This is a genomic window from Marivivens donghaensis, from assembly GCF_030410045.1.
Lineage (GTDB): Bacteria > Pseudomonadota > Alphaproteobacteria > Rhodobacterales > Rhodobacteraceae > Marivivens > Marivivens donghaensis.
In genome coordinates, this window is sequence record NZ_JAUFRA010000005.1 from 76,464 (window position 1) to 97,909 (window position 21,446).

Annotated in this window: 23 protein-coding genes and 1 tRNA gene; 5 read left to right on the forward strand and 19 right to left on the reverse strand. The window is 56.7% G+C overall.

Annotated elements, in window-relative coordinates:
• Nucleotides 1-116 precede the first annotated feature (116 nt).
• Together miaA and QWY83_RS05930 are read left to right on the forward strand one after the other, a co-directional pair.
• Nucleotides 117-983, forward strand: coding sequence for a tRNA (adenosine(37)-N6)-dimethylallyltransferase MiaA (gene miaA, locus QWY83_RS05925; RefSeq protein ID WP_249945751.1), 867 nt, complete (start codon nt 117-119; stop codon nt 981-983).
• 142 nt (nt 984-1,125) lie between these two features.
• Nucleotides 1,126-1,911 carry a helix-turn-helix domain-containing protein gene (locus QWY83_RS05930; RefSeq protein ID WP_249945670.1) on the forward strand — a complete coding sequence of 262 codons (786 nt, stop codon included), beginning with the start codon at nt 1,126-1,128 and terminating at the stop codon, nt 1,909-1,911.
• Here QWY83_RS05930 and QWY83_RS05935 read toward each other — a convergent pair.
• From QWY83_RS05935 to QWY83_RS05950, 4 genes are all read right to left on the reverse strand, one after another.
• The gene (locus QWY83_RS05935; RefSeq protein WP_105235007.1) at nt 1,908-2,489 is read right to left on the reverse strand and encodes a lytic transglycosylase domain-containing protein; all 582 of its coding nucleotides are present in this window, start codon (nt 2,487-2,489) and stop codon (nt 1,908-1,910) included. The two genes, QWY83_RS05930 and QWY83_RS05935, sit on opposite strands and share 4 nt — an antisense overlap.
• Nucleotides 2,490-2,533: 44 nt before the next feature.
• Nucleotides 2,534-3,088 carry a helix-turn-helix transcriptional regulator gene (locus tag QWY83_RS05940; RefSeq protein ID WP_249945669.1) on the reverse strand — a complete coding sequence of 185 codons (555 nt, stop codon included), beginning with the start codon at nt 3,086-3,088 and terminating at the stop codon, nt 2,534-2,536.
• A gap of 3 nt (nt 3,089-3,091) precedes the next feature.
• Nucleotides 3,092-3,619 carry a cytochrome b/b6 domain-containing protein gene (locus QWY83_RS05945; RefSeq protein WP_249945668.1) on the reverse strand — a complete coding sequence of 176 codons (528 nt, stop codon included), beginning with the start codon at nt 3,617-3,619 and terminating at the stop codon, nt 3,092-3,094.
• Nucleotides 3,620-3,688: 69 nt separating this feature from the next.
• The gene (locus QWY83_RS05950; protein ID WP_249945667.1) at nt 3,689-3,934 is read right to left on the reverse strand and encodes a PepSY domain-containing protein; all 246 of its coding nucleotides are present in this window, start codon (nt 3,932-3,934) and stop codon (nt 3,689-3,691) included.
• Between the two features lie 234 nt (nt 3,935-4,168).
• Between QWY83_RS05950 and ssb the strand changes: the two genes are divergently transcribed.
• The gene (gene ssb, locus QWY83_RS05955; protein ID WP_105235003.1) at nt 4,169-4,666 is read left to right on the forward strand and encodes a single-stranded DNA-binding protein; all 498 of its coding nucleotides are present in this window, start codon (nt 4,169-4,171) and stop codon (nt 4,664-4,666) included.
• 53 nt (nt 4,667-4,719) lie between these two features.
• Here the strand turns inward: ssb and QWY83_RS05960 are convergent, their stop codons facing one another.
• Nucleotides 4,720-5,127, reverse strand: coding sequence for a SufE family protein (locus QWY83_RS05960; protein WP_249945666.1), 408 nt, complete (start codon nt 5,125-5,127; stop codon nt 4,720-4,722).
• A 121-nt stretch (nt 5,128-5,248) separates the two neighbouring features.
• On the opposite strand from QWY83_RS05960, the gene QWY83_RS05965 reads away from it, so the two are divergent.
• The gene (locus tag QWY83_RS05965) at nt 5,249-5,737 is read left to right on the forward strand and encodes a hypothetical protein (protein ID WP_249945665.1); all 489 of its coding nucleotides are present in this window, start codon (nt 5,249-5,251) and stop codon (nt 5,735-5,737) included.
• Here the strand turns inward: QWY83_RS05965 and rnd are convergent.
• The 10 genes from rnd to QWY83_RS06015 form a co-directional block, all read right to left on the reverse strand.
• Nucleotides 5,734-6,891, reverse strand: a complete 1,158-nt coding sequence (gene rnd, locus QWY83_RS05970; RefSeq protein WP_249945664.1) for a ribonuclease D — start codon at nt 6,889-6,891, stop codon at nt 5,734-5,736. The two genes, QWY83_RS05965 and rnd, sit on opposite strands and share 4 nt — an antisense overlap.
• Nucleotides 6,892-6,951: 60 nt before the next feature.
• The gene (gene purN / locus QWY83_RS05975) at nt 6,952-7,548 is read right to left on the reverse strand and encodes a phosphoribosylglycinamide formyltransferase (protein ID WP_290245714.1); all 597 of its coding nucleotides are present in this window, start codon (nt 7,546-7,548) and stop codon (nt 6,952-6,954) included.
• Nucleotides 7,545-8,588 (reverse strand): phosphoribosylformylglycinamidine cyclo-ligase, encoded by a 1,044-nt coding sequence (gene purM, locus QWY83_RS05980; protein ID WP_249945663.1) that lies wholly within the window; start codon nt 8,586-8,588, stop codon nt 7,545-7,547. Before purM ends, purN begins: the two co-directional genes overlap by 4 nt.
• 107 nt (nt 8,589-8,695) lie before the next feature.
• Nucleotides 8,696-9,820, reverse strand: coding sequence for an ABC transporter permease (locus QWY83_RS05985; RefSeq protein WP_249945662.1), 1,125 nt, complete (start codon nt 9,818-9,820; stop codon nt 8,696-8,698).
• Between the two features lie 11 nt (nt 9,821-9,831).
• Nucleotides 9,832-10,740 carry an ABC transporter ATP-binding protein gene (locus tag QWY83_RS05990; RefSeq protein ID WP_249945661.1) on the reverse strand — a complete coding sequence of 303 codons (909 nt, stop codon included), beginning with the start codon at nt 10,738-10,740 and terminating at the stop codon, nt 9,832-9,834.
• A complete protein-coding gene (locus QWY83_RS05995) occupies nt 10,737-11,675 on the reverse strand; it encodes an HlyD family secretion protein (RefSeq protein WP_249945660.1) in 939 nt (312 codons plus the stop codon). The genes QWY83_RS05990 and QWY83_RS05995 overlap by 4 nt, the downstream gene beginning before the upstream one ends.
• A gap of 154 nt (nt 11,676-11,829) precedes the next feature.
• A complete protein-coding gene (locus QWY83_RS06000) occupies nt 11,830-12,822 on the reverse strand; it encodes a phosphotransferase family protein (RefSeq protein WP_249945659.1) in 993 nt (330 codons plus the stop codon).
• The gene (locus QWY83_RS06005) at nt 12,822-14,354 is read right to left on the reverse strand and encodes an AMP-binding protein (protein WP_249945658.1); all 1,533 of its coding nucleotides are present in this window, start codon (nt 14,352-14,354) and stop codon (nt 12,822-12,824) included. The genes QWY83_RS06000 and QWY83_RS06005 overlap by 1 nt, the downstream gene beginning before the upstream one ends.
• A gap of 47 nt (nt 14,355-14,401) precedes the next feature.
• A complete protein-coding gene (locus QWY83_RS06010) occupies nt 14,402-15,610 on the reverse strand; it encodes an acyl-CoA dehydrogenase family protein (protein ID WP_249945657.1) in 1,209 nt (402 codons plus the stop codon).
• A 10-nt stretch (nt 15,611-15,620) separates the two neighbouring features.
• Complete coding sequence (locus tag QWY83_RS06015) at nt 15,621-16,352, reverse strand: SDR family NAD(P)-dependent oxidoreductase (RefSeq protein WP_249945656.1); 732 nt, start codon at nt 16,350-16,352, stop codon at nt 15,621-15,623.
• Nucleotides 16,353-16,430: 78 nt separating this feature from the next.
• Between QWY83_RS06015 and QWY83_RS06020 the strand changes: the two genes are divergently transcribed.
• Entirely contained in the window at nt 16,431-17,120 is a 690-nt protein-coding gene (locus tag QWY83_RS06020) for a TetR/AcrR family transcriptional regulator (protein WP_249945655.1), read from the forward strand.
• 29 nt (nt 17,121-17,149) lie between these two features.
• On the opposite strand, the gene QWY83_RS06025 is transcribed toward QWY83_RS06020, so the two are convergent.
• The 4 genes from QWY83_RS06025 to QWY83_RS06040 form a co-directional block, all read right to left on the reverse strand.
• Nucleotides 17,150-17,239 (reverse strand) — tRNA-Ser (locus tag QWY83_RS06025).
• A 75-nt stretch (nt 17,240-17,314) separates the two neighbouring features.
• Entirely contained in the window at nt 17,315-18,031 is a 717-nt protein-coding gene (locus tag QWY83_RS06030) for an alanyl-tRNA editing protein (protein ID WP_249945654.1), read from the reverse strand.
• A 1-nt stretch (nt 18,032) separates the two neighbouring features.
• A complete protein-coding gene (locus tag QWY83_RS06035; protein WP_249945653.1) occupies nt 18,033-20,384 on the reverse strand; it encodes a DUF3772 domain-containing protein in 2,352 nt (783 codons plus the stop codon).
• Nucleotides 20,384-21,415, reverse strand: coding sequence for a cysteine synthase A (locus QWY83_RS06040; RefSeq protein WP_105234988.1), 1,032 nt, complete (start codon nt 21,413-21,415; stop codon nt 20,384-20,386). The genes QWY83_RS06035 and QWY83_RS06040 overlap by 1 nt, the downstream gene beginning before the upstream one ends.
• Between the last annotated feature and the right edge of the window lie 31 nt (nt 21,416-21,446).

Here is a 21,446-nt window from a genome sequence, read left to right on the forward strand (position 1 = left end):
TCTTTGACTGGTCTTTGATTGGGCGCGAAAATGTCGCAAAAGGCGAAAAGGTGCAATGGGCGAATACCCGAAAAACCGCGCCTAGGCCTATAAATCCGCAAAAGGACCCCTAAGTGGTGTTTGATCCCAAAGACATTCCCGACCAACAGCCCGTACTGATTGCTGGACCGACGGCATCGGGGAAATCTGCCTTGGCCTTGGAAATTGCGGAAACAGGCGGTGGTGTCATTATTAACGCGGACGCGTTACAGATCTTTGATCGCTGGCGGATTTTGACCGCGCGTCCTGATGATAGCGATTTGGCGAGGGCGCCGCATAGGCTTTACGGTCATGTGCCGATTGATGGCGCCTATTCGGCAGGTCATTGGCTGCGCGATGTCGCGCCTCTGCTCACTGGTGCGGAACGGCCAATCATCGTCGGTGGGACCGGTCTGTATTTCATGGCGCTGACCGAAGGGTTGGTCGAAATCCCATCAACACCGCAAGAGGTCCGTGACGAAGCAGACACAATCGCCCTGCCCGACCTCATTGCGACCTTGGACGACCAAACCAAAGCGCGGATCGACCTGAATAACCGCGCCAGAGTGCAACGAGCATGGGAAGTTCTGCGAACCACAGGTCGCCCGTTGGCCGACTGGCAAGACGATACGCCGCCGCCGCTGCTGCCCATCGAACAGAGCACCGCACTTGTTTTGCGGCCCGACGTTGAATGGCTCAACGATCGGATTGAGCGGCGGTTTGACATCATGCTGGACCAAGGCGCACTGGACGAGGCCCGCGCGATACTTCCTGATTGGGACCCAGCCTATCTATCGTCCAACGCCATTGGCGCGCCTGAGCTTATCGCCCATCTCAATGGTGAAATGACCCTCGCAGAGGCCCGAATGGCCGCAATCATCGCGAGCCGCCAGTATGCAAAACGACAACGAACATGGTTCAGAAATCGCATGAAACTCTGGACACCGATCTCATTGCCTTGCTAGGCATTGGCAACAATATGTTTCCGTAATGGCACAAGAACAACCTTGAGGTGATTGCGAATTCCGATATTGTTTCACAATTCGAACATTCGGAGTCGCAATGCAAAGCCACCAATTTTCCCATCTCAGCGATTTGGAAAATCGATTGGCTCTGTCAGCAGTGCATCAACCTACCCCTGCGACGCGGTGGAAGACGGAATGCCTGCACAGCCACCCGACCCCTCGCCTATTGATCTTCACCAAAGGTCAGGGCCGCATCACTGTAGCAGGTCTGACCAGTGGGTATGGTCCGAACAACGTGATCTTCATTCCTGCCCACACGCTCTTTAGCTATGAAATCGGCCCCACCGTCTTTGGCTACATGCTGACGATTCCGTCGGCTATGTCAGGTGATTGGCCCGAGGAACCTGTGCACATGCGTCTGCGAGATGTGGTGGCACAGAAAGAACTGATTTCGCATGTTGATGCTCTCGAACGGGAACTCAAGTCGGATAAAGAAGGCCATAATCGTGCGGCTCTCTATCTGCTCGGTATTCTGTCGGTGTTTATCGAACGGCAACTTACAGACAATCCGCCAAAGGACACCATGGCGCGGGCGGCAACGACATCGGCACGTCTTGTCGCCGCCTACACGGATTTGGTTGAACGGGATTTCGCGACGGGCAAAGGTGTATCAGACTACGCGGCCGCATTGGGCGTCACCGCCACGCACCTCACCCGCTGCTGCAACCAAACCTGTAGCCGTTCGGCCATCGCAATATTACAAGACCGCATCTTGTTTGAGGCCCGCACGCTCCTTCAATCGACGAAAATCCCGGTCAAAGATATTGCGGCGCGTTTGGGTTTCTCTTCCGCGGCCTATTTCACCCGCAGTTTCCAAGGCGAAACCAAGCTGACACCAAGCGCATTCCGCAAGGCGTCGCAAGCTTAACTGCCGTAGATCACGCGCACATAGTTACGGGTTTCGCGATAAGGCGGAATACCACCGTGCCGTTCGACGGCCTCAGGCCCCGCGTTATACGCCGCCAGAGCTAGACGCCAATTCCCGAAACGGTCGTATTGTTGACGCAGATACCGTGCCCCGCCCTCTAGGTTTTCAGCAGGGTCATGTGGATCAACGCCCAAGAGACGCGCAGTCTGTGGCATCAATTGAGCAAGCCCAATCGCACCTTTGGGGCTCACAGCGCCAGGGTTCCAACCGCTTTCTTGTTGGACCAATCGCAGGAAAAGTCCTGACGGTATTCCATAACGGTTCGCCGCCGCCCGCGCCATTTGCAGATAAGGACCGCTATAGCTGCCTAGAAATTCGGGCCCATTGATCGTCGGAACGCGGAACTCTTCGGGTTGGAGGCGGATAGAGTTGGAATATTGCTCAGACGCACGACCATCGAGGATCGCGGTTTGGCTCTGAAACAACGCCATTCGGGAAGATGTGGACACACTATCCGCACCGGCAACTCCGCTCAGGCCTGACAAGACAAAAGCGGCTAACACACTCAATTTACGCATAAATGGCCTCGGCTCATCCAATCCGCTGCGTAACTTAGTGCATTTTAGGCCAGTCCGCTAGCTTTTGGCATGTCCTTCGGCGGTTCTTTGCGTTCGATAAGAGGCTGCGCAAGTAGATCATCAACCAAAAGCCCCAACAACGCACCCCGCCCAGAGGTCCCAGATTTGCGATAAATTGCATTGAGGTGCGCCTTGACCGTTCCCTCAGCCGTTCCGCGCAGTTCGGCAATCTCGGCGATATCCAGCCCTTTGATCGCAAAAGTCGCGACGTCCGCCTCGGACGGTGTAAGCCCCCACTCATCGAAATACTGCTCCATCAAATCATGGAGAGCACCAGAGGCAATCGATAGCCCACGTTCGGCATGGGCATTTCTGCGCAGCAACCGAACCAGAAACTGACCTTCTAATATTACCGCCACAATCAGCGACAATGTGGCGATCATTTCGACATGAAGATGCACGTCGTTCAGGGCCGCCATGCCGTCAGCGATGATATCAGCAACCGCGTCAGAGAGGAAAAACACACTACAGGCCGACTGGGTCACGATGAGAGCCAAAAGGCCGATGGTCGTTTTATCGGGCTTGGTCTTTGACGACATTCGTTAAACTTCCGTCGGGAGCGTCTTTGATCCAGTTACCATAGCTTTGGGAAGGTTGACACCGGTACGGCGGCTTTCCCAGACAACTGCGGCGATATGTGCAACGACGGAAAATTCCGCCCATGTCACGCAAATCTCATGCAGTTCTTTGACCCACTCGATGCCCCAGAACCGCAGGGTTGTCATCATATATCCAGAAATCGCGATGCCAATCAGGGTCAGAATCAAGTTATAGATCATCAGCGCACCAAGGGGCGTATGGCCCACGTGTATCCGCTTCCGACCCGTCGCCATGTCAGACAGCTGACCCACAGAGCCAGAGATGCTCGGGGGAAAGTCACGGAACCGCGCGTGACGCGACCCGATAAAGCCCCAGATGATCCGAAATGCGACCAGCCCTGCGACCACATAGCCAATCTGACGATGAAGCTGGGACTCTGGATCGGTGATCAACGCGTTCGAGGTAAAACAAATCACCAAGGACCAGTGAAATATCCTGACAAGCGGGTCCCAAACTTTGACGTTTTTCATAGTGGCCTCCTGATGCTGGCATTACGGGGACGGCGCAAAAGGGAGTTCGCGCCGTCCAACCGCAGGTGATTAGTTTTTGACTTCGATGATGTTCATTTCTGCATCGAGGTAGACCTCAAACGCTTTGCCATCTTTGATCGCGTAGGCTTCGATCATGCCGTCTTCCATTTGCACGGAACGCACTTCGTAACCCTGCGCGGTCAAGGCAGCGGTTGCCTGTGCTTTGACTTCGTCAGAAACGGGCGAGCCTGCGACTGCAGCGCCAGCAACAGCGAACGAGAGAACAGATGCAGCTAGGATGGATTTGAAGGTCATAGGGTAATCTCCGAAATTGATGTGAACGGATCACCGTGATCCGTTGCTGATCAATTGCCCTGCCCCCTCAACCATTGGTATTGCACTGCGGTTGCAGATGCCCGTCTTAGACCTGCGGTTAGAGGCTCCTATGACCGAAGTTTAGGTCGTCCGCCCCGATATTGGGGTTTCATTAACGCCGCTGGAGTGATGTAACGTCTGAAACGGTATTTTCAGATTCGAGGGGGACGCGGCATGGCCGGATCCGTGAACAAAGTTATCATCATCGGCAATCTTGGTCGTGACCCAGAGGTTCGCACCTTTTCCAACGGCGGCAAGGTTGTGAACCTGCGCATCGCAACGTCGGAAACCTGGAAAGACCGCAACACTGGCGAACGCCGCGAGCGCACCGAATGGCACTCTGTCGCGATCTTCAACGAAGCGCTGGGCCGCATTGCAGAGCAATATCTGCGCAAAGGTTCGACCGTTTACATCGAAGGCCAGTTGGAAACTCGCAAATGGCAGGACCAATCTGGCGCCGACCGTTATTCGACTGAAGTCGTTCTGCGCCCCTACGGCGGCAACCTGACCCTGCTTGGCGGTCGTGGTGATGGCGGCAGCGGTGGCGGTGCTGGCGGTGGCTACGATGGCCCGCCCGCTGATGGTGGTTACGGTGGCTACGACGACCGTTCGTCGGGTGGCTCCAGCAACCAAGGCGGCGGATCGAACATCGACGATGAGATCCCGTTCTAAGAAACACAAAACCCCGCCACTGGCGGGGTTTTTCTTTGGGCGATGGGGATTGTTTAGGCCGCAGCCGCAACAGCCCGAATACGTTCGACCATCGCGCGGACACCGTTGGATCGTTGCGCCGAAAGGTGATCATTCAGCCCAAGCCGCCCCAACTCTGCTTGAGCGTCAATTGAGAGCACCTCAGACACGGGCACGTCGTTATACAGCGCCCCAAGGATCGCCACGAGACCGCGTACGATCATCGCGTCGCTTTCCCCACGGAACCGAAACACGCCATCTGAAATCTCAGGCACGAGCCAAACCTGCGACGCACAGCCTTCAACCTTGGTCGCGGGCACTTTGAACGCATCCTCAAGCGGTGGCATCGCCTTGCCCAATTCGATGACATGACGATAGCGATCTTCCCAGTCGTCTAGGAAATCAAAGGTATCCGCGATGTCTTCGAATGCTTGCGTGGCCATAGTGCGTCCTTTCTATTGCCCCATGACTTAGGTTGCATCACATGAAACGTCCAGAGGGTGCTTTTCAACTCGGTTCAATCCCGTTATCCCTTTTGGCAACGATACGGGAAAGGAAATTCCAATGTTGCGACCCATCGGGATGGCTGCTTGTCTGGTTCTGACAGTTTCGGGATGTTCCCGTTTGGCAGGATCGCCCGTGAACCCGATGAATTGGTTCAACAAAGATCGTGAGGCCCCTGTCGCCACCGCACCGCAAGCCACACAGCCCTTGGTCCCGACCAAACGTGACCTGGTTGTCGTCGATAGCCGCGATCTCATCGCACAGGTGGTATCTGCCGAAGTCTCACAAACCCCATCGGGCGCGATCTTGCGTGCAACTGGCGTTGCCCCGACCCAAGGCTATTTCAACGCGGAACTGGTCCTTGAGAGCATCCAGAACGGCACAGCGACCTATGCGTTCCGCGTCGAACGCCCTGCCCGCTTTGAAATCGAAGGCACTACGGCGTCCCGCACTATCACAGCCGCAACGGTTTTGTCGGCGGGTGACCTAGCAGGCATCCGATCCGTGGTCGTCAAAGGTGCTGGGAATACTGTGACGGCCCGCCGTTAAAGGCGGATCGTCACCACATTGGTGCCCTTGGTCGCCAGCGCAACCTTACCCTGACACAAGAGCAGCGCCTCTTCGCCAAAGACCTCACGGCGCCAGCCGGACAAGGCAGGCACATCACGCTCTCCTGCTGCAATCGCATCGAGGTCCGCAGAGGTCGCAATCAGTTTCTGCGCAACACCTTCTTCTTCGGCTTTTGCTTTCAACAGCACACGCAGAAGGTCCGCGATCGCAGGGTTCACCTGTAGCTTTTCACGGGTCAGATCGGGCTTTGGCGCCTTTTCGGGCGGGGTCGCAATACCAGCTTTCACGGCGGCCAAGATACCATCGGCAATCTCGCCCTTGCGAGCTTCACGCAGCAACAAACGCGACCGCGCGAGGTCTTTTTCGTTCTCGGGTTTGGTCGAGGCCAATTCCACCAACGCATCGTCTTTATACACACGACTGCGCGGGATGTTGCGGGTCTGGGCGAATTCCTCGCGGAAACGCGCCAACTCTTTGACGATCGACAGGAACTTGCCCGAATTGGTGCGAGTTTTCACGCGCATCCACGCATCTTCGGGATGGGTGCGATAGGTGTCTGGGTCCTTGAGGACGGCCATTTCCTCGGACACCCAACGCTCACGACCCGATTTAGCGAGGCGTTTGGACAGAACCTCGTAAATGTCGCGCAAGTGGGTCACGTCTGCCAGCGCATAGGTCAACTGCGCGTCCGTCAGCGGACGGCGCGACCAGTCGGTAAAGCGCGACGATTTATCGAGCGATGCATTGGCGATCTTGCGCACCAATGTCTCATACCCGACCTGTTCGCCGTAGCCGCAAACCATCGCAGCAACTTGGGTATCAAACAGCGGTTCAGGGATCACGCCACCTTCGACAAAGAAGATTTCGAGGTCCTGACGCGCGGCATGGAACACCTTAACCACATTGGTATTTCGGAACAGGTCATAAACGGGTTCGAGCGACAAGCCTTCCACCAGCGGATCAACCAGCACAGCATCCGACCCAGCGTCGTCCTGATACGCCATCTGTAGAAGGCAAAGTTTGGAGTAATACGTACGTTCACGCAAAAACTCTGTATCGACAGTCACATAGGGACGTTTGGCGGCTTCTGCGCAAAAGGCGGCCAGCGCCTCGGTCGTGGTGATCGTCTTCATACTAAGTCCGTAAACTGCTCTTGATCGATATCTTTAAGGCAATTCACCAACAAAGGAAAGTTACCCTAGAAACAGAGGGGTACGATCCCCAACCGCATAGCGACGCAGGACCGCGGGATAGAGTTTGTGTTCCCATGTCAGCAAACGTGACGCGAGGGCGTCGGCGGTGTCGCCTGCCTCAATCGCGATCTTTGCCTGACCGAGGATCGGCCCGCCATCCAGTTCTGCCGTCACCTCATGCACGGAACAGCCATGTTCCGTATCGCCAGCCTCAAGCGCACGTTGATGCGTGTGCAGGCCTTTGTATTTCGGCAAAAGCGACGGATGAATATTGAGCATCCGTCCGCCCCAATGGCTCGTGAACCCTTCGGTCAGGATACGCATAAACCCCGCACAACAAATGATGTCGGGCTGGGCCTCTTCTAACACGCGGGTCAGTTCGGCCTCGAACGCCTCGCGGTCTTTGCCGAATGGTTTGTGATCGACGACAGCGGTCGCCACGCCCAGATCAGCGGCCTTTTGTAGACCGCCAGCATCGGCAAGGTTTGACACGACCAAAACAGGCGTCGCTGGGTGATCGCCCGATTGCATATCCTTTACCAGCGACACCATGTTTGAGCCGCCGCCAGAAATCAGGATTGCAACGCGTTTTGTCACAGAAGTTTGCCTGTGTAAGCCACGCCAGCCTGATCGGTCACGGTGCCGATGCGGGTCACAGCTTCGCCTTCAGCGGTCAGCAGCGAAGCGATTTCATCTACGCGGTCTGCCGCAACGACAACGATCATGCCGATGCCAGAGTTGAAGGTTTTCAGCAGTTCTTTTTCTTCCATGTTGGCGGTTTCAGCCAACCAACGGAACACCGCAGGAAGCTCCCACGACGACAGGTCAATCGTTGCGCCCATATCGTCAGGCAGAACGCGCGGCAGGTTTTCAGTCAGACCACCACCTGTGATGTGAGCGAGAGCGTGAACGCCCCCTGCCCGCACAGCCGCCAGAGCTTGTTTCACATAAAGACGGGTCGGCGCGAGAAGTGCCTCACCCAGAGTGCCGTCAGAAAACGGGCTCGCCGCGTCCCAGCCGAGGCCAGAGAGTTCAACAACCTTGCGCACGAAGGAATAGCCGTTCGAGTGCACGCCGTTGGAACCAAGACCCAAGAGAACGTCACCAACCTGAACGCCAGCTGGCAGATCAGCGCCACGCTCCATCGCGCCAACGGCAAAACCAGCGAGGTCGAAATCGCCATCGTGATACATACCGGGCATTTCAGCGGTTTCACCACCGATCAATGCGCAACCGCTGTCTTCACAGCCTTTAGCGATGCCGTTGATGATGCGGGTCGCGCTGTCCACGTCCAGTTTACCTGTCGCGAAATAGTCGAGGAAGAACAGAGGCTCTGCCCCCTGACACACGAGGTCATTCACGCACATCGCAACGAGGTCGATACCAACGGTATCAACATTGCCCGTATCAATCGCGATGCGGAGTTTCGTGCCAACGCCGTCGGTTGCTGCAACGAGGATCGGATCCTCATAACCCGCACCCTTGAGGTCGAACAGAGCGCCAAAACCGCCCAGACCCGCCATAACACCCGAACGGGCCGTGCGTTTCGCGGCAGGTTTGATCCGTTCAACAAGCGTATTGCCTGCGTCGATATCCACACCCGCGTCTGCGTAAGTCAGGCCGTTTTTCTTGGTCATGAGAGTCCCCTAGCTAGCTTGCCGCTGCGATAGCTTATTCAGACTACGGGGGCAACGTCCATCAACACCCCATTTAGGTTAATCATACTAGCCTGCGGGTTTTATCCCTAGTCGAGTGTCTTTCGGAACCTGAACAGCGCCAGAACTGCCAGCCCAAATGCAAAGAGGACCAACGCAAAGAACGGTCCTGCCACCGCCGAAAAATCCGCACCCTTAAGCATCACCGCACGAATAAGCCGCAAGAAATGCGTGAGCGGGAATATCTCACCAATTACCTGCGCCCAATCTGGCATCCCACGATATGGGAACATGAACCCAGAAAGTAAAAGCGATGGCAGGAAGAAAAAGAAGGTAAGCTGCATCGCCTGCATTTGGGTTCGTGACACCGTGGACAAGAGATACCCCAAGATCACCAGTGCCAGCACTAACACGAATACGCCCGCAAGCACGAGCGAGAGCGACCCAACGAACGGCACGTTGAACACCAGTTTCGCAGACACCAGAACCACGACAACCTGCACCGCGCCCACGATCAGATAGGGCACCACCTTGCCCAGCATGATCTCAAGCGGATTTGCGGGCATCGACAAGAGGTTCTCCATCGTACCCCGCTCGACCTCACGCGTCAGCGCCATCGCGGTCATCATCACCATCGTCAACTGCAGGATCACCCCGAGCAATCCCGGGACGATGTTGTATTGCGTGATGCCTTCGGGATTGTAGCGGCGATGCACGATGATCTCTAACCCGTTTGACGAGGCCTGACCCTGCCCTGCCTCCCTCAACAGCGCAGAATTCGCGACCGTGCTGAGTGTTGAGATCGCACCAGAGGCCACCGACGGGTCCGTCGCATCCGCCTCGATCAGAATGCTCGCATGGTCGCCCCGCTCAATCCGACGTCCGAAATCTGACGGCACCGTTACGACAAAGGCGACTTCGCCACGGGATATCAAATCTTCGGCCTCACCCTCGGTCGCATTTGGGGCGATGAAGCGATAATAGCCTGTCAGTTCCAATGCCGTGACCATCGCACGTGTATAGCGGTCTTGGGTCGGGGACACGAGCGCGGCAGGAAGCGCCTTGGGATCGGTATTGATCGCGAACCCAAAGAGCATCAACTGCATCAACGGCACACCCAGCATCATCGCAAAGGTCACACGATCCCGCCGCATCTGGATCATTTCCTTTATCAAAAGCGCGACAAGCCGATGGAGCGAAAAGAACCTGTTCATTGCATATTGTCCTACGCCGCGCCCATAAGCTGGATAAATACATCCTCAAGGCTGGTGTCAGACAATTCCGCGTGGCTGCCTGTCTGAAACGCGACCGTATCCACGCTGGTTTTCAGGGCCATCGCATCCCGCCCAACGACATGCAGCGTTGCGCCAAAAGGCGCTACTTGATCGACACCAGCAGCGCCGCGCAAAAGCCGCGCGGCCAGTGCCGTGTCGCCACCTGTCACAACATAGGTGGTAAGCGCCGCCCCTTGGACGACCTCTGGCACGGTGCCTTGTGCGATCAGATCACCGTAAGAGATGTAGGAAATGCGGTGACAGCGTTCCGCCTCGTCCATGTAGTGGGTCGACACCAACACGGTCAGCCCACCATGGGCCAAGGCATGGATTTCATCCCAAAACTCGCGCCGCGCCTTTGGGTCCACGCCCGCCGTCGGTTCGTCCAACATCAAGAGAGCGGGTTTGTGCATGATACACGCCGCCAAAGCCAACCGTTGCTTCCACCCACCCGAGAGCGACCCCGCCAGTTGATCCTTGCGCGCCGTCAGACCGAGATCGGCAATCGTATCGCGCACGACCTGCCGTTTCGGCGACATCCCATAAAGCCCCGCAACAAAGCTTAGGTTTTCGGCGATCGTCAGGTCCTCGTAGAACGAAAACCGTTGTGTCATATAACCGACCTTGCGTTTGATAGCGCGACGCTCAGTACGGATATCATGGCCTAAAACGCGGCCTTCGCCACTGTCTGGCTCCAACAGCCCACACATCAACCGAATGGTCGTCGTCTTGCCTGACCCGTTCGGCCCGAGAAAACCCATGATCTCGCCCTTGCGAACATCAAGACTGACGTTGTTCACAACGGTCTTTTCACCGAACCGCTTGGTCAGACCACTGACCGAGATGGCAAGGTCACTCATGGCAACCGCACATTTACGATCTGCCCCGGATTAAGGTCGTGATCCGATGTCGGGCGAGCCTCGATCAAATACACCAGCTTTTGACGGTTCTCGACCGAATAGATGACGGGCGGCGTGAACTCTGGTTCGCTGGCGATATAGCTAATCGTGGCGGTCAGACCCTCTGCACAGCCATCACATTCGACCGTGAGCGTATCCCCGACTGAAATCAACGCATAAGACGTTTCAGGCACGTAGAGGCGCAATTTCACAGCGCCCTGAGGCAGTACCGATAACACAGGCGCAGTTGGGCCTGCGATCTCGCCCTCTTGGCGCAGAATATCGACCACGGTGACAGGCACCGACAGGGACAACTCGCGCTGCTCTAGCTGCAATTCGGCCCGATCTAAGGCCGCATTGGCCGCGGCCACGACTGCCTCCGCCTGCGCGATGGCTTGCGGACGGGCGGGAAGTCGCGCCACCGCCAATTCAGCGGAAACGACAGCAACTTTGGACGCAGCAACCTGTGCCGCCGTAATCGCATCGTCGCGCTGGGCATCTGTGATCACGCCACGGGTGAAAAGCTGCTCTAATCGATCCCGTTCGCGGTTGGCCTCATCCGCTTGCAAAGTCGCCGAGGCAAGGTTCGCCTCGATCACCGCGATTTCCTCAGGCCGAGCCCCCTCTTGCAAATTGGCGAGCTGGCTTTCTGCCTGCGCCACGTTCGCCTGCGCCTCAGCCAATGCAATCTCAGCATCGTGGCGTTCCATCGCGACCATCACCGTATCGGCCTCAACGTGATCGCCCCGCGCCACGGTAATCTCGCGGACCTGCGCTACACTGACAGGCGCAACAAGGGTGTAATCCCCTTCGACATAACCCGTAGCGAACGACGCCCCGTCGCTACAGCCCGATAGCAAACCAGCAATGATCGGTAGACTACATAGAATGCTCACGGTGACGTCCTTTCGGAATGCGGCTCAGCCCATTTACTGACAACTCATCGCCCGTGGCGGCCTAAGTGCAATAGGTAAATGAACCTGCAACGCCAGCGCATTGACCTCGATCAGGTTAGGGTAAACATTTAACCAACTGACTTTTAGCCGAAAATCAGCCAACCAAGTCCCTTGCGCGCTTAGCAAAGGCTCGTGCTAGAGGTGCCATCTCTGCGGCATTCGACGCCGTCGCTGTGCCTTGTGCCACGCGGTCCCGAATACCGACAAAGATCACGGCAAAGCGAAACAAAGAAAATATTACATGGAAATCGCTGAGCCGCGCTGCCGTTTTGGCTGTTTCAAAATAACGTGCCGCAAACTCTTCTTTGGTTGGAATTCCTAGAGCCGCCCAATCGAGGCCCAAGATCCCCCCGTATTCCTCTGGCGCGGAATGCCATGTCATCGAACAGAACCCCAAATCCGCCATCGGATGCCCGAGCGTAGACAGCTCCCAATCAAGGATCGCAATAACCCGTGGCTCTGTCGGGTGGAACATGAGGTTCCCCAGACGAAAATCGCCATGAGCCACGGCAAGTTCGCCGTCATCGTCGGGTTGGTTTTCTACCAGCCATTTCGCGAGGAACTTCAGATCAGGGATAGTCTCCCCAGTCGATGCAAACAGCTGTTTCGACCACCGACGCACTTGCCGTTCAAAGTAATTCCCCGGCGGACCATAATCGCCCAGACCCGCCTCTGACGGCACCACGCTATGCATTTTCGCCATCGCATCCGCCATGCCCAGATAGATCGCGCGACGTTCATCAGGCGTCATGTCAGGCAGGCTACAATCCTCGAACACACGCCCATCCAAACGCTCCATCAAATAGAACGGTGTACCGAGCGTTTCGGCGTCCTCATGAAACAGGATCGTTTTGGGCACTGGCACGCCTTGGGCGCCCAGTGCATTCATCACCCGATATTCACGATCAATCGCATGTGCGCCTTTTAGGATCGGTCCATCGGGTTGTTTGCGCAGCACCATTCGGCGGCCGCCGTGGGTGACAAAGTAGGTTGGGTTTGATTGACCGCCTGAAATCTTGGTCAGTTCCGACAGATCCTCCGCGCCAAATGTTGCGTTGAGGAAACCGTGTAAGGTCGACCGATCCATCACAGGTCCCCTCCACCAAATCGCTCTTTAGCCTCTTGTCGCAGGATGAACTTCTGAACCTTGCCAGTCGCTGTTTTCGGGATCGAACGCGGCACGAAATACCGTGGCCGCTTGAACCCTGCGAGGTGTTCGCGACAGTGCGCCTCGACCTCTTCAATGGTTCCACCGTCCCGTAATTCGATAAACGCACAAGGCGTTTCGCCCCATTTTTCATGAGGCGCCGCGACCACAGCCGCCAGCGCAACAGCCTCGCAGCGATGCAAAACATCCTCGACCTCAATCGACGATACGTTTTCGCCACCTGTGATGATGATGTCCTTTGCACGGTCTTTAATCATCAACCGACCATCTGGCAACACCACGGCGAGGTCGCCCGTGCGGAACCAACCATCGCGGAGCGCCTCGGCCGTCGCATCGGGATTTTTCAGATAACCCGCCATGAGGGTGTTCCCGCGCAAAACGATCTCACCCGTCGTTTCACCGTCGTGCGGAACCTCTTGATCAGCCTCATCAAAGACCTTGAGGACACAGGCCGTCGTATGGCGCTTCCCTTGCGAGGCAAGGTATTTCGCCCGCACGCTCGCCTCTGCCTCGCGCAAGTACTGCGGTAAATGGTTCACGGTCGCAGGGCCATAGCATTCGGTCAGCCCATAGAGGTGAGACAGATCGAACGCCAAGGCATCCATCCTCTCGATCAAAGAGGAGGTTGGAGCAGCGCCACCCGTACCAACCTTAACAGGACGCGACGCAGCCGACCGTTTTACCCGATCTGGGTGGTCGAGCAGCATGTAGAGCACAACAGGTGCGCAGAAGAAATTCGTGACGCCATGATCCTCAATCGCGCTGTAGACCTGTGACGGGTCTACCCCATCAAGGCACACATGCGTCCCGCCCGCAGAGGTCACAGCCCAACCGTGACACCATCCGTTGCAATGGAACAAGGGCAGCGTCCAGAGATAGACCGTATCGCGATCAAATCCCAAGGCATCCGCATTACCAAGTGCGTTCATATAGGCACCCCGATGGTGTAGAACGACGCCCTTGGGATTGCCGGTCGTGCCCGACGTATAATTCAAGGCAATCGGCTGCCAATCATCAGTCACCACACCGCGCCAATCGATCCGTTCGGACAATGGCCCCGTTGCTATGTCGAAATCCTGCCCAAACACATGCACAGGCAGCGTATCCGACGCGCGGCCTAGATCAGCACGCGGTGCGTCGGTGATCAGAACTTTGGCCTCGCAATGACGGACGATGAATTGCACCGTTTCAGGATCGAGCCGCGTGTTGATCGCATTCAAAACCGCGCCCAAGGTCGGAATGGCAAAATGCGCCGCCAGCATTTCTGGGATATTGCCCGCGATGACTGAAACCACATCGCCCTTGCCAACGCCGAGATCGTGCAACCGCCCAGCGAAGCGCTGCACCATCGCATCGAACTCTGCCCAAGTGATCCGTTGTTCGCCCCAAACGATGGCCAATGCATCTGGCTGCTCTGCCACCGTTCGGTCGAGCATATCGAGCGGTGTCATCGGCACATGGTTCGCCTGTGATGAACAAAGGTGAGACGCCGAAAACATCATTCGCCCTCCACCGACCATTTCCAGAAATCGCGTCCATTGGCGATCAGATCGCGGGTCAGAACCATCTTATGTACCTCATCCGCACCATCGACCAAACGCGCCTGACGGGCGTAGCGGTAAATCCATTCGAGGACGGTATCCTTTGAATATCCACGCGCACCATTAATCTGGATCGCACGGTCCGCTGCGTCATGGAGGATGTTTGCCACCTGTATCTTGGCCATTGAAATCTCTTTCTTGGCAAAGTTCCCGCGGTCAATCTCCCATGCCGCTTTCATCACCAGCAAACGACCCACTTCGATCCGCATTGCCAGATCACCCAGCATCAGTTGCACGCTTTCGCGGTCGATAAGCCGCTTCCCGAACCCCTCACGCCGTTCAGCATATTCGGTCGCGATCTCAAGACACCGTTTGGACAGACCGAGCCACCGCATACAATGGGTCAAACGCGCAGGCCCCAGACGGGTTTGAGTGACTTTGAGCCCGCGACCCTCCTCCATCAGAACATCGTCGACAGGGATTTTCAGACCGTCAAAGCGGATTTCGCAATGGCCGCCATGCTCTTCGGGCCCCATGATCGGGATTCGGCGAGTGATTTCCCAACCGGGTTGATCCTTGTGGAACAGAAACGCTGTGTGGCCACGACGGGCATCGTCAGAAGTGCGTGCTAGAAGAATAAAATGCTCCGCCCCTTCGGCCCCCGTGATAAACCACTTATGGCCATGAACAACATAGTGATCGCCCTGACGTTCGGCGCGGGTCAGCATCATCCCCGGATCAGACCCACCGCCCGGATGCGGTTCGGTCATCGCAAAGGCAGAGCGAACCTTACCCTCAACAATAGGACCAAGCCATTTGGCCTTTTGCTCAGGCGTGCCAAGCGCCTCTAGCACCATCATATTCCCGTCATCGGGCGCAGCGGAATTGAACACCACGGGGCCAAAGATCGAACGGTTCATTTCTTCATAACACACCGCCATGCCCATTTTACCCAAACCGCGACCGCCTGTTTCACGCCGCAGTTGAAGGCACCACAGACCTTGAGCCTTGGCCTCGGCTCTAAGGCGCTCCAACTGATCGGGATGGATATTGCCGTGCTCATCGTAATTCGCCTGATCCCCCTCAAGCGGGATGATCCGATCATTCACAAACACTGCGATCTCTTGGCGGAGGGTTTCGACCTCTTTTGTAATCGTGAAATCCATGTGTCCCTCCTTAAAGCGATGAAACCAGATGCCCGCCGTCAACGGCGATCTCGGCCCCTGTCATGTAGGCCCCTGCATCTGACGCGAGCAGCAGAAGCGGCCCATCTAAATTCTGCAACCGACCAAGCCGCCGTTGCGGGATACGTTTGATCAACGCTTGCCCTGCATCGGTCGCAAAGAAATCGGTATTCAACGGCGTCTCAATGTACCCAGGGCACAGCGCATTCACACGGATGCCATAGCGCGCCCATTCCAGTGCGGTGGCCTTGGTCATTTGAACCAATGCGGCCTTGGAGGTGGCGTATGCCGCAACCGCGCCAGCCACCCGAAGGCCAAGAATAGAAGCGATGTTAATGATCGACCCGCCACCGTTGTCTTTCATCTTTTGGGCAGCGGCTTGGCTCACGAGGAAGGCACCCTTGAGATTGATATCCATGGTACGATCCCAATCCGCTTCCGAATAGTCCATCGCTGGCCCCGCTGCGGAAATGCCCGCGTTATTGACAACGATATCGAACGGCTCTGCACAGACTTCGGCAACGCTGGCTGCATCGGTGACATCCAGACGAATGGCATGGGCCTGACCGCCACCGCTGGTGATCTTCTCATAAACGCCTTGTAATTCCGCCAAACGACGTGCGCCAAGAGTAACCTCCGCCCCCTGCGCCGCGAGCACTTGCGCGAAGTGCGCGCCAAGCCCGCTTGATGCGCCAGTGACCAGCGCCTTGCGTCCTTTCAGCATATCTTCCTCCCCAAAGATATTTCGAACGAGCGTTCGATAGATTTACAATACACAAGACTTCACCTATGAAAAGACCCCATGACGCTAAGGACCTCGACTATCCCTGACGCCCGCATCACCGACGATTTGTCGATGGATGCCCTGTGTCGACAGATGCTGGAACGGCATGCGGACACGATCAAGGTCCGCAAACCAGATGTGGCCGCAGCGAAACTTTCTCGGATTGTGGAATCGGTTCTGCGCCTATCGAACCGCAACGGATTTCACGCCACCAGCATGCGCGACATCGCGAATGATACGGGCCTGAGCATGGGCGGCCTTTACGCCTATTTTGACAGCAAAGAGACCCTTCTCTCCATGGTGCTAGAGACCGTGATCTCCACGGCCACCGCGCAATTGATCCTACCGCCTGCCCTGCCCGTCAAAGACCAACTCGAATGGCTTATTCATCGCCACATCCTCATGACCGAAGCGATGACCGATTGGTTCGTTTTCGCTTACCTTGAGGCCAAATCGTTTCCGCCCGAACAACGCGCCCGCGCGGTGCAGAGCGAGGCGGAAACCGAAACCGTTTTTGCAAAAGTCATCGAACAAGGAGCTAATGACAGGATTTATCAGACAGACGACGCACAACTCGATGCGGCGCTACTGAAACCATTGCTTCAAGACTGGTATGTCAAACGCGGCAAATGGCGAAAACGCGGGCTGACACCAGAGGCATATGCGGAGCGCGTAACGGCGATGATCCATGCCAAACTGATGGCCTGAAACCGCATCAATTTGAGATTTAAGGGAAGTGGCGGACAGACAGGGATTCGAACCCTGGAGACGGTCTCCCGCCTACACACTTTCCAGGCGTGCGCCTTCGACCACTCGGCCACCTGTCCGTGACGCGGGGTTTAGCCGCAACGGATTAGGGAATGCAAGAGCCTCTTGCAAAAATTCCGCACTGAATCGGCGTCTTATTCGATGTGAATGGAAACGCGACGGTTCTGCGCGCCTTTCTTTTCGATTTTCCCGACCCGAACGGCACCGATTTCCGAGGTCCACGCCACATGTGTGCCGCCACAGGGCTGCAAATCGACGGTCTGTTCAGCTTCTCCGATCCGCACCAATCGGATGCGCCCAGACCCACGCGGCGGCTGGACCGACATCGTCTTGACCAGTTCTGGATTCGCATCGAGTTCTGCATCGGTGATGTATTCGTCCGATACGCGATGATCCCCCGCGATCAGATCGTTCAGCGCGGTCTCTAGCGCCTCTTTATCGCTCGGCGCTTCGGGCATATCGAAATCGAGCCGCCCTTTGTCCACGCCAATCGACCCGCCGGTCACAGGGAGCGGAATCACGACCGACAAAAGGTGCAGCGCTGTGTGAACTCGCATCAGACGATACCGACGGTCCCACTGAATTTCCTGCGTGACTACGGTGCCGACGGGTGGCAATGGCGCAGGCTCTGCGGGAACCAGAACGATATCATCGCCCTCCCCTTTGAGCGTCGTCGCGATCTTCATCTGACCGCCATCCCACGTCAGCTGTCCACTATCCCCAGGCTGACCGCCCGCCGTTGGGTAGAAGATCGTCGCATCCAGAACGATCCCGCCTTCTTCGGTTAATGCTGTCACAGTGCCAGAGGCAGAACGGCAATAAGCATCATCACGAAATAACGGCTGGGTCATCTTAGCTCTCCGAGTCTTGGTCCGATCTGGGATGTAGGGCTTCGGGATTGCGGAGCCAAATATCGCGCTGCGCAAACGGGATTTCGATACCTTCAGCCGCGAAGCGTTCGGCGATCGCATGGTGAATTTCGGATTTTGTCACGACCGAGAAATAGACGTCCCGCAGGACCGCCCGAATTTCAAAGTCGAGGCTATCCGCACCAAAGCCAACGAACAGAACGTTCGTGGACTGACAAATGACGACCATCGGATGGGCTTCGACGATTTCGCGCAGGATCGCCTCAACCCGTTTGGTGTCGGTGCCGTAAGCTACGCCAACGCGCACCGTGATACGACCAGCGAGGCTGCCTCTGGTCCAGTTCGTCACCTGTCCGCTCACGAGATCCGCGTTCGGCACAATAACGTCCTGACGATCAAACGTCTCAATCCGCGTTGCACGAACAGAGATGTCTCGAACGATACCCATCTGGCCGTTCACTTCGATCCAATCCCCCTCAGAGATCGGACGTTCGATCAAAAGTATGATGCCAGAGACAAAGTTCGACACGATGGTCTGCAAACCAAAACCGATACCGACAGAGAGCGCACCAGCGACGATCGCGAGGCTCGACAGGTCAATGCCTGCAGTTGTGATGGCAATCACGGCAGAGAGGAAGATACCCAAATACCCAAGGCCAGAGACAACCGCGTTTTGCCCGCCAATATCCAGCTTTGTCTTTGGTAGAACTGTCGACCGCAGAGTTCCCTGAACAAAACGCGTCATCGCGTAGCCCGCGCCAAAAATCACAACGAAAGTTAAGAAGTCGGTCGGTGAAATCCGCGTATCACCGAGCGTAAAGCCCTCGCGGAAACGGGTCCACACTTCGAGAAGGTCCGCCTCGCGCGCGCCCCAAATCAGAGCCAAGAGCGGAACAGAGAGAAGAAGTAGCGCAAAGCCGATTAGAACAGGGATCAACGCTTCGGCTGCGGTATCTACTGCACCCGTCAGCATCACATAGAGGTCGAGCACCAACCGCTGCAGCAGTAGAACCACCGCTAGAACAGCGAGCGTGTTCACCGCTGGATACAACAGCGCCTGTGCGCCGCTCGAATAGCCAGCAATAGCTAGGAGCGGCGATAGAACCGCGACAATCGTCACCGCCTGACCGAGCACCGATATGATGCGATTGCGATAGACCTCAGGATCGTCTCCATCTTTGCAGTGATGAACGATCAGTCGACCGAATTGGAACAGAAACACAGAGGCCACGAGTTCGATCGGGAACAACACGACAGTGCCGGCCAATCCGGTGGTATCGCCCACTCCGACCACGGCGACCATGACCGCACCAATAGCCAATGCCCAGAACAACCGTTGAAGGATACGACGGCCGCGTAGACGGTCATCGGCGGACATGCACAAGGGGCCTTTTTCGCCTTCGATCACACTAAAGAACTGCATCGACAGCCAGCGCCCAACGATCACATACATTGCCGCACTAGGAAGCGCCGACAAGATCGTCGTCCCGCGAAACCCTAAGATTTGCGTCGCGGCAAGGGCCTCTGTCAGCAGCAAAACCGCGATATAGGGCAGCGCAATCAAGCCAAGCGATACAACGAATTTCCAAACGTCCGCGCCGCGTAGGTTCCGCTCTGTCACCTGGCGGTTCAGGGCCATAACCCATGACCGCGACCGCCAGAACAATCCGACCGACACAAGGATCATCAGACCCGCCGCACCGAAAAGGTCGCTCCAGATGGTGCCGTTCTTAAAGCTGGTGGCGAATTTGGCTTTGCTCTCGACCACCACAGCCGAAAGACCCTGCCAAATCGCAGTGATCGCCAGCGACCAGTTCGCGGGATCGGCGGGCGTTGCCCCGCGGGTCGTCAAACGCTCTGCCTCGCGCATGCGCATGACAGCGTCAATCTCACCGATCAAACCATTCGACCGCGTGTGCGCCTCTTGGGCGAGGATCACAGGCGACCGAAGCCGATTCAGTTGACCGTTCAACTCGGTCCGACGTGTCGAAATGGCGAGCGGCTCTGTCTCTCCATCCGCAGGAGCCGCACCCAACGCATCGAGCTGCGCACGAACTGTCGCAATCCGCGACGCATTCAGCGATTGCGCGTCCAAAAACTGATCGCGCCATCCCGCGAGTTCAGCGCGCAGTCTGTCCAATGCAAAGGTTGATACCGCGCCCGATTCCAACGACCGCTCTGCCCGTGTCGCGACACGATCCCACGCGGTGTAATCTGGCGCACCCTCGACGATAGTATCAGGAAGCTGCGGGCCAATGACTTGAGCATAGGACAGGGCTGGCACAACGGCCAACCATGCCACCAATGCTACGACAATAGCCCGAAGCGCTGACATCAATCTTCGAACACGCCTGGGATAGAGGACGGTCCGTGCTCCATCCATCCGGGAACCGGAAGGCCCTTCGATTTGAGAAAATCAGGGTTAAAGAGTTTCGACTGGTAGCGCGTGCCGTAGTCGCACAGGATCGTTACGATGGTGTGGCCCGGACCCATCTCTTTGGCCATGCGGATGGCACCCGCGACGTTCACGCCAGACGACCCACCGAGGCAGAGCCCTTCGTGTTCGAGCATATCAAAGACAACAGGCAGCGCCTCTTCGTCAGGGATCTGGTAGGACATATCAGGCGTAAACCCTTCGAGGTTCGCTGTGATGCGACCCTGACCGATGCCTTCGGTGATCGAGGTGCCCTCGGACGCCAATTCGCCCGTGGTGTAGAAGCTGTGCAGCGCAGCGCCCATCGGATCAGCAAGGCCGATCTTCACGCCTTTGGGCTGGAGCGCCATACCAACGCCTGCGAGCGTGCCGCCCGACCCTACCGCACAGATAAAGCCGTCAACCTTACCGCCCGTCTGTTCCCAAATTTCGGGCCCAGTGGTTTCGATGTGTGCCTGACGGTTCGCGGTGTTGTCGAACTGGTTCGCCCAGATCACACCCTCTGGCGTGGTTTTCGCGAGCTCTTCGGCAAGACGGCCAGAGTAGCGCACGTAGTTATTCGGGTTCTTATAAGGTGCAGCAGGCACCTGAACCAATTCCGCACCCGCAAGGCGCAGCATGTCTTTCTTTTCCTGCGACTGGGTCTCAGGAATAACAATCACGGTCTTAAAGCCCATCGAGGCGCCAACCAGAGCGAGGCCGATGCCTGTATTCCCTGCGGTGCCTTCGACAATCGTGCCACCCGGTTTCAGATCACCACGCGCAATCGCATCCTTGATGATATAGAGGGCAGCACGGTCTTTGACCGATTGACCGGGGTTCATGAATTCAGCCTTGCCCAAGATGGTGCAGCCAGTTGCCTCTGACGCGGCACGGAGCTTGATCAGTGGGGTGTTCCCGATTGCGGCGGCGAGGTCTTCTTTGAACTGCATGGTTTGGCCTTTCTGTCTATCATCCCTGTGT

Excerpts from the sequence above, each read along its gene's own strand:
- QWY83_RS05960 (WP_249945666.1), bottom strand. The coding sequence starts at position 5,127 with ATGGCCACGCAAGCATTCGAAGACATCGCGGATACCTTTGATTTCCTA.
- QWY83_RS06040 (WP_105234988.1), bottom strand. The coding sequence starts at position 21,415 with ATGCAGTTCAAAGAAGACCTCGCCGCCGCAATCGGGAACACCCCACTG.
- purM (WP_249945663.1), bottom strand. The coding sequence starts at position 8,588 with ATGACCAAGAAAAACGGCCTGACTTACGCAGACGCGGGTGTGGATATC.
- QWY83_RS06015 (WP_249945656.1), bottom strand. The coding sequence starts at position 16,352 with ATGCTGAAAGGACGCAAGGCGCTGGTCACTGGCGCATCAAGCGGGCTT.
- QWY83_RS06005 (WP_249945658.1), bottom strand. The coding sequence starts at position 14,354 with ATGACACCGCTCGATATGCTCGACCGAACGGTGGCAGAGCAGCCAGAT.
- QWY83_RS05935 (WP_105235007.1), bottom strand. The coding sequence starts at position 2,489 with ATGCGTAAATTGAGTGTGTTAGCCGCTTTTGTCTTGTCAGGCCTGAGC.
- QWY83_RS05940 (WP_249945669.1), bottom strand. The coding sequence starts at position 3,088 with ATGTCGTCAAAGACCAAGCCCGATAAAACGACCATCGGCCTTTTGGCT.
- QWY83_RS06010 (WP_249945657.1), bottom strand. The coding sequence starts at position 15,610 with ATGGATTTCACGATTACAAAAGAGGTCGAAACCCTCCGCCAAGAGATC.
- QWY83_RS06020 (WP_249945655.1), top strand. The coding sequence starts at position 16,431 with ATGACGCTAAGGACCTCGACTATCCCTGACGCCCGCATCACCGACGAT.
- ssb (WP_105235003.1), top strand. The coding sequence starts at position 4,169 with ATGGCCGGATCCGTGAACAAAGTTATCATCATCGGCAATCTTGGTCGT.
- QWY83_RS05945 (WP_249945668.1), bottom strand. The coding sequence starts at position 3,619 with ATGAAAAACGTCAAAGTTTGGGACCCGCTTGTCAGGATATTTCACTGG.
- QWY83_RS06035 (WP_249945653.1), bottom strand. The coding sequence starts at position 20,384 with ATGTCAGCGCTTCGGGCTATTGTCGTAGCATTGGTGGCATGGTTGGCC.
- rnd (WP_249945664.1), bottom strand. The coding sequence starts at position 6,891 with ATGAAGACGATCACCACGACCGAGGCGCTGGCCGCCTTTTGCGCAGAA.
- QWY83_RS05985 (WP_249945662.1), bottom strand. The coding sequence starts at position 9,820 with ATGAACAGGTTCTTTTCGCTCCATCGGCTTGTCGCGCTTTTGATAAAG.
- QWY83_RS05950 (WP_249945667.1), bottom strand. The coding sequence starts at position 3,934 with ATGACCTTCAAATCCATCCTAGCTGCATCTGTTCTCTCGTTCGCTGTT.
- QWY83_RS05990 (WP_249945661.1), bottom strand. The coding sequence starts at position 10,740 with ATGAGTGACCTTGCCATCTCGGTCAGTGGTCTGACCAAGCGGTTCGGT.
- QWY83_RS06030 (WP_249945654.1), bottom strand. The coding sequence starts at position 18,031 with ATGACCCAGCCGTTATTTCGTGATGATGCTTATTGCCGTTCTGCCTCT.
- QWY83_RS06000 (WP_249945659.1), bottom strand. The coding sequence starts at position 12,822 with ATGGATCGGTCGACCTTACACGGTTTCCTCAACGCAACATTTGGCGCG.
- QWY83_RS05965 (WP_249945665.1), top strand. The coding sequence starts at position 5,249 with ATGTTGCGACCCATCGGGATGGCTGCTTGTCTGGTTCTGACAGTTTCG.